The organism is Amycolatopsis sp. NPDC058340 (assembly GCF_042723975.1).
Taxonomy (GTDB): Bacteria; Actinomycetota; Actinomycetes; order Mycobacteriales; family Pseudonocardiaceae; genus Amycolatopsis.
Window position 1 is genome coordinate 1 of record NZ_JBHXIB010000095.1, and the last position, 10,370, is coordinate 10,370.

Consider the following 10,370-nt stretch of genomic DNA (forward strand, 5'->3'; position numbering starts at 1 on the left):
GGCTCACCTGAGCTGAAGAGCGCGTTGCTAAAGCCACTTTCGCAACGTTGAAGGTTGCGAAAGTGGCTTTCGCAACACGCGCCGCCTATGCCTCGCGCGAGGTCGAAGCGAGCCCCAGCGCCCGGTCCACCCACCGGCCCACCGGCAGTGCCACCACGATCGCCGCCAGCACCAGGTGCACCAGCATGAACATCACCGCGACCGGGACACTCGGCGGCCCGCCGAGGAACACGATCATGTGCGAAGCCCATTTGAGCTCGGTCGGTTTCGTCCCGGCCGCCCAGACGTCGTTGAGCGCCCAGAACGTCAGGTCGTTCGCGCCCGAGATCACCACGAGGATCGACGCGACACCGGTTTTGAGCACGTTCGCCGTCCGGCCGCCGCCCAGCCGGTACGCCATCAGCCCGAACAGGACGATGAACGTCACGATGAACAGCTCGAACTGGTACACCGGCTGGAAGGCGTTCTCGTCGGTGGCGGCGTTCCTGGCGAACGCCTGGATCCGCATGATCAGCTCGGTGTCCAAATAGGACATGTAGACGAACACCGCGAGCACGATCAGCGCCGGACCCCATTTGGTGCGGGGGAACAGCGCCACCGTGGCGACCGCGAAGACGAACGGGCACAGCTTGAACGCCCAGTCCGCGACGTTGTCCAGCGTCTGGTCCGGCGGCAGGATCACCATGATCAGCAGCGTGGTCACCACGGCCGGGACGGCGGCCACCAGCCACAGCCATTTGCGCCGCCGGTAGAGCGCGGGGATCCAGCCGTCGGTGTCGGGCAGTGTGGCGGTCACAGGTCGTCCTTCTCTGCCCAGAACGGCCCGAGGGCGAGGGCGTCGACGTCGGTCTTCAGGTAGCAGGCCACCGCGTCGGCCGGGCTGGCGACGATCGGTTCGTTGTTGTCGTTGAACGAGGTGTTGACCACCATCGGCACACCGGTGAGCTTCTCGAACTCGCTGATCATCCGGTAGTACAGCGGGTTGTCGGCTTCGGTCACCGTCTGCACGCGGGCGGTCCCGTCGACGTGGGTGATGGCCGGGACCTCGTCGCGTTTGTCCGGCAGGACGTCGAACACCAGCAGCATGACCGGCGACGGGTAGTCGCTGACGAACCAGTCGCCCGCGCGTTCCGCCAGGCACGACGGCGCGAACGGCCGGAACGCCTCGCGGTGCTTGACCTTCTCGTTCATCCGCGTCTTCGAATCGGGGTCGCGCGGGTCGGCCACCAGCGAACGGTTGCCGAGCGCTCGCGGCCCGCATTCCATCCGGCCCTGCACCCAGCCGATGATCTTGCCCTCGGAGATCTTCTTCGCCGTGTGCGCGGCGATGTCGTCGACCTTGGTGTAGCGGACCCCGGCGTCCTGCAGCGCCAGCTCCATCTCCGCCTCGGTGTAGTCCGGGCCGGTGTAGGTGTAGCCGTCGCGGGGACGGGGCTTGCCGTACTTGCCGACCGACACCTCCAGCGCCGAACCGAGCGCGCAGCCGTCGTCGGCGGCCGCGGGCTGGGCGAAGAAGTCCTCGAACGGGGTTTCCAGCAGGATCCGCCCGTTCATCACGCTGTTCAGCGCGACACCGCCCGCGACGGACAGCCGCCGCGATCCCGTCTCCCGCTGCAGCCAGCGCGCGATGTGCAGCCCGGCCTCCTCCAAGGTGACCTGCAGCGCGTAGGCGATGTCGCAGTAGTGCTGCGGCACCGGGTTCTCCGCGGTGACCCGGGTCTTGGGCCGCGCCGGGCCGAACAGGTCGGTGAACTTCTTCGACATCACGTGTTTGCCGGTGCGGTGGTGGCCGAAGAAGCTCAGTTCGAGCTCGTACCCGCCGTCGTCGTCGAGGTGGATCAGCTGCTTGAACGCGTCGACGTAGGTGTCGTTGCCGAGCGGCGCCAGCCCCATGATCTTGCCTTCGTCACGGGTGGGGTAGAAGCCCAGATAGCCGGTGACGCCGGCGTACATCGCGCCGAGCGAATGCGGGAACTTGATCCGCCGGATGTCGATGATCCGGTTTCCCTTGCCGTGCCCGAGATAGGTCGCGGTGCCGTCGCTGCCGATACCGTCGAAGGTGAGCACCGCCGACTCTTCCCACGGCGAGATGAAGTACCCGCTGGCGGCGTGCGCCTTGTGGTGGTCGACCAGATGCGTCTTGAACTTCGTCGGGCCGGTCCAGCCCACGGCCTCCTTCACGTCGCGTTCGAGTGTGAAGGACCGCTTGATGTGCGCGAGCACCGCGCCGCCGACGTGGTAGTCGTCGACGCCTTTGCCGCCACCGGTCTTGAACGTCTCGACCATTCCCGCCGAGGAGCCGCCCTCGTCGCCGTTCTGGTTGCGGAAGACCTCCAGCGTTCCCGGGAAGTACTTCGCGAACACCTTCGCCGCGTGGATACCTTCACGCCAGCGCTGCCAGTAGTAGGCGACGTGGTCGACGTCGGCGAGGGTGATCCCGCCGCGCTCCAGGCAGAACTTGATCGCCTCCGCGGGGAAGTCCCCGTCGTGCTTCTTCCGGGTGAAGCGTTCTTCTTCGGCGAAAGCGATGATCTCGCCGTCGCGCACGAGCGCGGCCGCCGAGTCGTGGACCCTGCTGATTCCCAGTACGTACATTTCCTTCTCCAGTGCGACGTTCAGAGTTCGGGGTGGTGGCGGCGCAGCAGCCGCCGGAGGACGATCGCCCGGGTGCCGACGGCGAAGACGAGGGCGGCGAATCCGCCGACCGGTCCCATCGCCGGGACGAGCGCGGCGGCGGCCAGCGGGGTGGCGACCAGCCCGGCGATCGAGGCCGACGCCGTGAGCGTGAGGACCTTGCTGTTGGTGTTTTCGATCAGGAAGCCCGCGTAGAGCCGGACGGCGAACAGCACCGTTTCGACCAGGACGAAGACGCCGAGGACCACGTACGCGCCGACGGTGTCTTCTGCGGTCAGCACCGCACGGGCCGCCGGGATCGCGAGGGCGATCCCCACCAGGACGAGGAACGCGAGCGCGCCCCGTTCGACCAGTTTCAGCAGTTCGACCGCGCGGGCCCGGCCCGCCGCCGCCCCGCCACCACGCAACCGCGACGAAATCGCAGGCTGGTGCACCCGCAGCTGATAGAACAGCAGCGAACAGAACGCGCTGCTGGCCAGCAAGGCGACGTAGAACGGTCCACTGTCGACGGTCCGCCCGGCCAGCGCCAGCACGCCGAACACCGTCGACGTCGCGAGGACGTCCAGCACCTCGGTCATCCCGAGCAGCACCGTGGTCCGGCCGAACGCGGGCAGGAGCCGGTGCCCGTCGATCCTTCGCACCCGCAGCCACTTCTTCGGCAGCAGTGCCGCGGAGAAGCCGAGGATGAGCAGGATCCCGCCGAGCAACAGGCCGAGATGCGTCAACGGCGACCAGCGGACGAACCAGGTGCCCACCGTCACGGCGCCGACCACCATCGCGCCCGCGGTGAACGCGAGAGCGTCCAAAGTGGACTTCCCGGTGAACCGGTGCAGGCCGGAGACCGTCATCAGCAGGCCACCGGAGATCGACCAGCCCGCGGCCGTCAGGTACAGCGCGGCGTCCGAGCCCGGTGCGACGATCAGCGCGACCGCCATCGCCGCCAGCACCACGAGCACCGGGACAACGGCGACGTGGACGGCGAGCGCCGCGACCGCGTCCCGCGTCATCCGCAGGCGTGGCAAGCATTTCAGCGCCGACTTCTCCGCCGCGGACGGCACGAAGTTGAGCCACGTCATCAGCCCGAGCGCGGTGGCGAACCGGCCGTAGTCGTGCGCGCCCCACGCGGTGACGAGCACCAGGCCCATCGCCTGGATCGCCAGCCGGAACACGCCACGCCCGGCGAGCAGCCGGAGCACCATCGACGGCTTCGGCGCCGCGATCGACGCGGTGCCGGCGCCGGTGAGCGAAGTGCCGGTCAAGGGAGCGGTACCGCCGCACCCTGCTCGTCGAGCAGGAACTTCAGCGTGCCGCGCAATTCGTCCTCCGCCGCGAGCACCTCGGGCACGGTCGGCGCGGAAAGCACGGCGTAGCCCATCTTGTAGCCGGCCTGCTCGTACGGTTTGACGTAGGAGTCCTCCTCCGCGAACAGTTCCAGGTTGTGCACCGCGGGCATGGCGCGGACCTCGTCCGTGCCTTCGATGCGCACGATCCGGCCGGCGCGGTCGGAGGCGAGGATGTGGATGAGCGTCGGCCGCGGGTCACGCGGGGAGAGCACGACCTCGCCGCCGGTCGCGGCGGCGATCCCCGCGGCGATCAGGTCGACGCCCGTGCTGTGCTCGATCGCCTCGGCCAGACCGTTCCCGCCCATCCGGGCGCCCATCTCGATCAGGTAGAACTTCCCGTCACGGCCCAAAACCGCGTCGAGGGTGAGCGGACCGGTGCGGTACCCGAGTTCGGCGCACAACGCGGCCAGCATCACCGGCAGCGCGCGGTCGACCACCGGCGGCAACCCGGCCGGCAGCAGATGCGACGCCGTCACGAAGAACGGTGGCGGCGTCAGCGTGCGCCGGGTGACCGCGTGGAACACGATCCGGCCGTCGACGGCGAGTGCTTCGATCGTGTAGTGCGAGCCGTCGAGATGTTCCTCGACGACCAGCTTGCCGGACGGCGAGAACGCGAGGGAGTCGGAGAACGCGGTGGTGAGGCCGCCGGGGCTGGCGCACGAGACGACACCGCGGCTTCCGGAGGAGTCGACCGGTTTCACCAATGTCGGGAACCGCAGCTGCTGCGCGGCGAGCGCGAGGTCCGGGCCGGGCTTCCCGCCGACGCTGCGGTAGGTCGGCAGACGCAGCCTGTCGCAGAGTTCACGGAACACGGACTTGTCGACCGAAGCGGCGACGGCGGCTTCGGGCAACGGGTCGGGCAGATTCCAATGCCGGGTGAGCCAGGCGAGCGCGGGCAGCCCGACGTCGCTGGCCGGGCAGAGCACCCCGGCGATGTCGTCCCGCCCGTCGAGCGCCGCCGCGATCTGTTCCGGCGCGCGGACGCTGACCTGGACGAACTCGTCGGCCAGCGCCACCGCGGGCGCGCTCGCGCGGACGTCCACGCAGATGGTGCGGAACCCGAGCTCCCGTGCCCGGTGATACGTGCTGACCGAACCGTCGGCGCCGCCCAAGATCACCAGGCTCCGTACCGCCGCCGTGTCTTCGGTGTTCTTCACTCCCGCTTGCCTTTCCCCAGGATGGATCTCGGCCGTGGCCGAGGCGTAGAGCCGGTCGTCCTCGTCGACCGGGAAGTTGGCTTCCCTGATGTAGAACTGCCGTGGCCGCGCCTGCCCCGCGCCGACCACGACCAGGTAGCGGACGGACAACGCGAGCACGGTCAGCAGCACGGAGAACATGACGAAGGTCAGCGTCGACGCGGCGGTCAGCCCGAGCAGCCCGGTGGCCGCCGCGATCCCGGCGAGCACCGAGATCCCGGCGGTCAGTACCGCCGTGGTCGAAGCAACCGTGGTCAGCCGCCGCGTGAAGCCGACGAACAACTCGATGGCGTGCGAGGAAAGGAAACCGAAGCCCACTTTGGACTCCCCGCGTTCGCGGGCCCGGTGTGCCACCTGGACGGTGGTGTAGCGGCTGGTCAGCCTCGGCACGGTGGCGAGGAAGTACGGGGTGCCCAGCCGGAGATCGACGATCTTGCGCGCGAGTTCCGTGCGTACCAGGCGGAACGCCGTCGCACCGGGCGGGAGTTCGATGCGCAGGACACGGCGGCCGAGGAAATGGAAGGCCGCGGTGCCCCACCGTCTGAGTAAGGGATCTTGCCTATTGGTGCGGACACCGAAAACGGCGTCGTTGCCCGCCTCGGCGGCGGTGATCAATTTCCCCACCTCGGAGGCGGGGAACTGCTGATCGGCGTCCATGTGCAGGAGCCAGGGTTTCCCCGCGTACCGATAACCTGCGGAAAAGGCCGCTTCGAACCCGAAGTTCCGGGTGAAGGACAGATACCGCACCCGGGGGTCGGTGTTCGCCAGGGCCCGGATGACGTCCAGGGTCCCGTCGGTGCTCCCATCGTCCACATAGAGCAGTTCGAGTGGGAGATTTCCCAACTCGGCGACGATCTCCTGGTACGAGGGCTCGACGTTGTCGACTTCGTTGAAGCACGGGACGACTACGGTGAGTCCGCTTTCCGCGGGGCCGGGGATCGACCAGCTCATCTGTCGAATCCCTGCGGTGAGTACGCTATTGTGTTCGCAGCGTCACACGTTGTGTTTTCACGGTTCATGAGTCCCCTTGCCCCAGGCGTCCGGCAGGTCGTGCCGGATCGAAAGTTCCCGTGTTATAGGCAGACTCGCTTTGCTATCGCCAGCGGATTCCGCAAGTTCGTCCTTTCAGCTCAGTCGAAAAGGTGGGAAGTCGGCCGAAAACCGGATGAACCCGGCGCGGGGTATTCCCAAACCGGCGTCGATGGCGCAGGCTTGCGCGCCATGTGGACTGTGGGGGTGAATGCTGCCTGGCGGGCTGCCTACCGGCGGTCGGTGCGGTCGGCCTTCGCGACGGTGCCGTTCTATCGGGAACGCTGGGCTCTCGACGGCAGAAGGGATCCCGTGCTGGTGCCCGGGCGCACCGGGCGGGACTCCGGCGCGGCGCCGCTGGCCGAGGCGGTGCACAAGATCGTCGACCTGGTACCGCTCGCCGGTGGCGCGCAACGGATCGAGCCGAGCCGGGGTCTGGGTCCCGTGCTGCGCAAGGCACGTTCGGTGAGCGGGGACGCATTGGTCGTCGTGCTCGGCGGGGACGGGCTGCGGCCGCCGTCGGACCTGCCGCGCGGGGTTCGTTGCTGTGTGGTGGATCCCGACGTTCCGGCGCCGGGTGTGCTGGCGGAACTGTCCTCCGCGCTTCGCCGCGGCCGTCGCGTGCTCGCGGTCGGTGACGACAAGCAGCTCGCCGTCTTCGCCGCGGCCTTGCCCGAAGACCGTGCGTATCGGGTCGAATCCGTACCGCGACGGGAACTGGACACAATGGACTCCGGCCCGTACGGGGTGCTCCACGATCCGGCGCTGGGCTACCTCGGCGCGATCGGGGAATGCGGCCGCTGGCACCTCGACTGGCCCCGCGTCTACGCGCGCCCGACGACGGGTGGGCTCGCGTTCACACTGCTGCGCCAGGATTCCCCGCGGTTCGTGGACGTGCTGCCCGCCGGCGGCGTCCGTGGCGAGATCGCGCCGTGCCCGCGACACGGGACACCGGTCGTGCTCACGTGATGGCGACGATGAAGGTGGCGGCACGGAGCACCAGGTTCGAGGTCGAGGTGCTCGATCCGAGAAGCGCGGCCGAACCCGAAGGCTGGAGCGGGTTCCTGCGGCGGGCGCGGTTGTGGCCGGTGTGGGAGTACGAGGTCCTGCGCCGGGAAGCCTGGATGGCGAAGAATCCCGCGGTGCTCGCGGTGCTCCGCCGGAACGGGACGATCGTCGGCGCGTTCACCGTGATGGTGTGCCGGAGCTGGCGGGCGGGCGACTTCGCGCCGCTGTCCGTTCTGGGTGGACGGTTCCGCCCGCGCTGGGCGGAGGCCTACCTCTGGCAGCTCAGCGGGTACCCCGCCGGGGTGCTCGACGAGCGGCTGGACGAGACCGAGCGGCGGGAAGTGGTCCGCCGGTTCGAACGGGCACTGTGCGCCCACCTCGGCCCGGGGCTGCTGGGCCTGATCTACCGCGCCATGAACCCCGAACTCCTTCCGGCGCTGGACGGCCGCGGCCGGATGACCCGCGAGATCGACCCGGCCGCCGTACTGATCAACTCCTACTCCACTGTGGACGACTGGGAACGCGTGCTCGACGACGGAACCCGGAAGACACTGCACGAACTGCGTGAAGACGGGGACCTGCGCACCGAGGCGGCCACCGCCCGCCGGGACCTGGACTGCCACGAACTCGCCGTGCTGCTCAACGCCCATCGGAGCAGGCAGGACGACCGGGCCTGGGCAGGCGGGCAACGGTCGCGGTTCGGCGGGCTGCACATGGACACCCGCAGCCCGATCGCACCGTCCTATCTGGACGCGCTCGTCCGTCGTCCGGACGTCATCACCCGTACCTACCGCGACGGATCCGGGCGCCTGCTGGGATTCGGCACGGTGTTCGACGCCGGCGACGGCTGCGCGCTGCACCAGTGGGCCGCGCTGCCGAGCGTGGCCGGCGGACGGAAAGGGCTCTATGTCGACTTCTACGCCAGGGCGGTGGAGCACGTGATCGCGCATCGACGCCCCGAACTGACCGCGGGCCGGGCGATGCTGGAGAACAAGACCCCGCTCGGCTTCGGCACCAGGCCACTGGTGTCGGTCGCCGTGCCGAGACCGGTGCTGGGCCGATGACCTGGGAAGTGCGGGTGCTCGACCCGCGAACCGACCCGGAACCCGATGGCTGGGCGGGATTCCTCGTCGCGCAGCAGGCCCCGGTTCCGTGGGACTACCGGTTGCTGCGGGTGGAGTCGCGTTTTTCCCGCAGCCCGAACGTGCTCACCGTGATCACCGATGGGGGCGAGATCGTCGCCGCGGTACTGGCGATGCTGTGCGCCCCGGTCTCCCCGGATCGGCCGGGCGCCGTGCGCGGTGTGGCGCGGCTCGGGCCGCGCTGGGTCGAGGTGCAGCACGCGTGGCTTTCCGGGTACCCGCCGTGGCTGTTCGCGGACGGTGTCGACGCCGACGGCCGGCGGGAGATCATGCGCCGGTTCGAGCGCGCCGTGTGCCGTTTCACCGGGCCCGGGTGCCTGGGCGTGCTCTACCGGACCGTCGAGCCGGAGTCGCTCGACATGCTGACCGGGCGAGGCAGGCCCGTGCGCGACACGATGCCCACGTCGGTGCTGGAGAACCGGTTCGTCGACGTCGACGGATGGCTGGCGTCCCTGCGCCGGAGCAGGCGGCTGAGCCTGCGCGGCCAGTCGAAGAAGATCGCGGCCGACCCGGACGTGATCGTCCGCACCGAGGCCGCCCGCACCGACCTCGACGCGCTGGAGCTGGCCACCATGCTGCGGGAGCACCGGGAACGGATGGGCCCGGTGAAATTCGACCGGCGCGGCCCGGTCACCGCCGAATACCTCGGGGAACTCGTGCGCAGACCGGACGTGATCACCTCGACCTACCACGACGGCGAGGGCAGGCTGCTCGCGTTCACCAACGTGCTCGACCATCCCGTCGCGCCGCTGCACCAGCATTGGGCCGCGCTGGCCCCGGAGGACGGACGGCCGAAGCACCTCTACTTCGAGGCTGTCGTGCGGAACGTGCGCTACATGATCGAAGGCAACCGGAAGTCGCTGTCGATGGGCCGGGGCCTGACGGAGCTCAAGGCGACACTCGGTTTCCAGCCGGTCCCGCTGCTCGGGGTGATCGTGCCGAGACCGGTGACGCGATGGTGATCGAAGTGCTGGATCCCCGCCGCGATCCGGAGCCCGCGTACTGGAAGACGCTGCGGGACAAGGCGGGCCTGCGGGCGGACTGGAGCTGGGAGGTTCTCACCACCCAGGCGTGGGCGGCGCGTACCGAGCAACCGGTCACGGTCCTGCTCGAAGGCGGGGAACCGTGGGGTGTGGTCAGCTCCGCCTGGGTCACCGGACTCACCCGGCGGCACCGGTTCGCCCGCCCGGTGGGACGTGGACGGTTCGGTGGTCTCGACGTCCGCTCACCGGGTTCGGGAGCGATGCCGGGCTGGTGGTTCGACGGTGCGGAAGCGGACGGCGGCGTCGGCATGCTGCTGGACGTGTTCGTCCCGGCCATGCGCGCGGAACTCGGCTTCGGCCTGCGAGCACTGCTGGTGCGCCAGGTCGGGGAGTCCGGAGTGGACAGTGTCCGCGGCGGACTGAAGACGGTGCGCCGGACCGAGGACGTCGCGGTCCTCGACGTCTCGCCGTTCTCGGGCCGCGACGACTGGATGCACTCGCTGGCCAGGAAACGCAAGCAGAACCTGCGCAAGATCTTCCGTACCTTCGAGGCCGATCCGTCGATCGGGGTGCGCGTGCGGCCGGGTGCGGAGGCTGACCCGGTCGAGATCGCGGAACTGTTGCGGCACAACGAGACCAAACACCACGATGTGCCGATCGTGCCGCTCCCTGCGTTCGTGGGCTATGTGAGTGCCCTGCTGCGGCAGCCGGACGTGCACGTCATCGAGTACCGCGAGACGGCCACGGGTCGCGCGGTCGCCGTCGCGACCCTTCTCGACCACCCGACACTGCCGATCGCCCGGCACTGGGCGGCGCTGCCGCCGGAACTCGGCGGGCGGCCCGATCTGTACTTCCACTTCTACGGCGAAACGGTGCGGTGGGCGGTTGAAGCCGGACGGCCGCGGGTGGTGTTCGGGAAGAAGATGTCGGAGATGAAGGCTTCCCTGGGGGCGCATCTGGTGCCGCAGTACGCGGCCGCGGTCGCACTGCTCTGAGCCTCGTGAGTGGTAAGGACGGTTCTAACCGTCCTTACCA

8 protein-coding genes are annotated in these 10,370 nt (G+C 69.2%); 4 read left to right on the plus strand and 4 right to left on the minus strand.

All coding sequences use genetic code 11. The features are described 5' to 3' along the window. Window positions 1-85 precede the first annotated feature (85 nt). The 4 genes from ACFWIW_RS41825 to ACFWIW_RS41840 are packed head-to-tail and all read right to left on the minus strand — an operon-like array spanning window position 86 to window position 6,124. On the minus strand, window positions 86-796 hold the full coding sequence (locus ACFWIW_RS41825; protein WP_378373559.1) for a hypothetical protein: 711 nt from the start codon (window positions 794-796) through the stop codon (window positions 86-88). Further along, the gene (locus ACFWIW_RS41830) at window positions 793-2,595 is read right to left on the minus strand and encodes a carbamoyltransferase (RefSeq protein ID WP_378373560.1); all 1,803 of its coding nucleotides are present in this window, start codon (window positions 2,593-2,595) and stop codon (window positions 793-795) included. Before ACFWIW_RS41830 ends, ACFWIW_RS41825 begins: the two co-directional genes overlap by 4 nt. 20 nt (window positions 2,596-2,615) lie before the next feature. Then, window positions 2,616-3,893 carry a hypothetical protein gene (locus ACFWIW_RS41835; RefSeq protein ID WP_378373561.1) on the minus strand — a complete coding sequence of 426 codons (1,278 nt, stop codon included), beginning with the start codon at window positions 3,891-3,893 and terminating at the stop codon, window positions 2,616-2,618. Continuing rightward, window positions 3,890-6,124 carry a glycosyltransferase gene (locus ACFWIW_RS41840; protein ID WP_378373562.1) on the minus strand — a complete coding sequence of 745 codons (2,235 nt, stop codon included), beginning with the start codon at window positions 6,122-6,124 and terminating at the stop codon, window positions 3,890-3,892. The genes ACFWIW_RS41835 and ACFWIW_RS41840 overlap by 4 nt, the downstream gene beginning before the upstream one ends. A 321-nt stretch (window positions 6,125-6,445) precedes the next feature. Here ACFWIW_RS41840 and ACFWIW_RS41845 point away from each other — a divergent pair, with 321 nt between their 5' ends. From ACFWIW_RS41845 to ACFWIW_RS41860, 4 genes are read left to right on the plus strand one after another with little or no spacing between them, the layout of a single operon-like run. Continuing rightward, a complete protein-coding gene (locus ACFWIW_RS41845) occupies window positions 6,446-7,171 on the plus strand; it encodes a hypothetical protein (RefSeq protein WP_378373563.1) in 726 nt (241 codons plus the stop codon). Then, window positions 7,171-8,274, plus strand: coding sequence for a hypothetical protein (locus ACFWIW_RS41850; protein WP_378373564.1), 1,104 nt, complete (start codon window positions 7,171-7,173; stop codon window positions 8,272-8,274). Before ACFWIW_RS41845 ends, ACFWIW_RS41850 begins: the two co-directional genes overlap by 1 nt. After that, window positions 8,271-9,314 (plus strand): GNAT family N-acetyltransferase, encoded by a 1,044-nt coding sequence (locus ACFWIW_RS41855; protein ID WP_378373565.1) that lies wholly within the window; start codon window positions 8,271-8,273, stop codon window positions 9,312-9,314. Before ACFWIW_RS41850 ends, ACFWIW_RS41855 begins: the two co-directional genes overlap by 4 nt. Next, on the plus strand, window positions 9,308-10,330 hold the full coding sequence (locus ACFWIW_RS41860) for a GNAT family N-acetyltransferase (RefSeq protein WP_378373566.1): 1,023 nt from the start codon (window positions 9,308-9,310) through the stop codon (window positions 10,328-10,330). The genes ACFWIW_RS41855 and ACFWIW_RS41860 overlap by 7 nt, the downstream gene beginning before the upstream one ends. The last annotated feature ends 40 nt before the right edge of the window (window positions 10,331-10,370 follow it).

What these genes read in the sequence shown, in the direction of transcription:
- ACFWIW_RS41830 (WP_378373560.1), bottom strand. Translation starts at nt 2,595, where the DNA reads ATGTACGTACTGGGAATCAGCAGGGTCCACGACTCGGCGGCCGCGCTC.
- ACFWIW_RS41860 (WP_378373566.1), top strand. Translation starts at nt 9,308, where the DNA reads ATGGTGATCGAAGTGCTGGATCCCCGCCGCGATCCGGAGCCCGCGTAC.
- ACFWIW_RS41840 (WP_378373562.1), bottom strand. Translation starts at nt 6,124, where the DNA reads ATGAGCTGGTCGATCCCCGGCCCCGCGGAAAGCGGACTCACCGTAGTC.
- ACFWIW_RS41850 (WP_378373564.1), top strand. Translation starts at nt 7,171, where the DNA reads ATGGCGACGATGAAGGTGGCGGCACGGAGCACCAGGTTCGAGGTCGAG.
- ACFWIW_RS41855 (WP_378373565.1), top strand. Translation starts at nt 8,271, where the DNA reads ATGACCTGGGAAGTGCGGGTGCTCGACCCGCGAACCGACCCGGAACCC.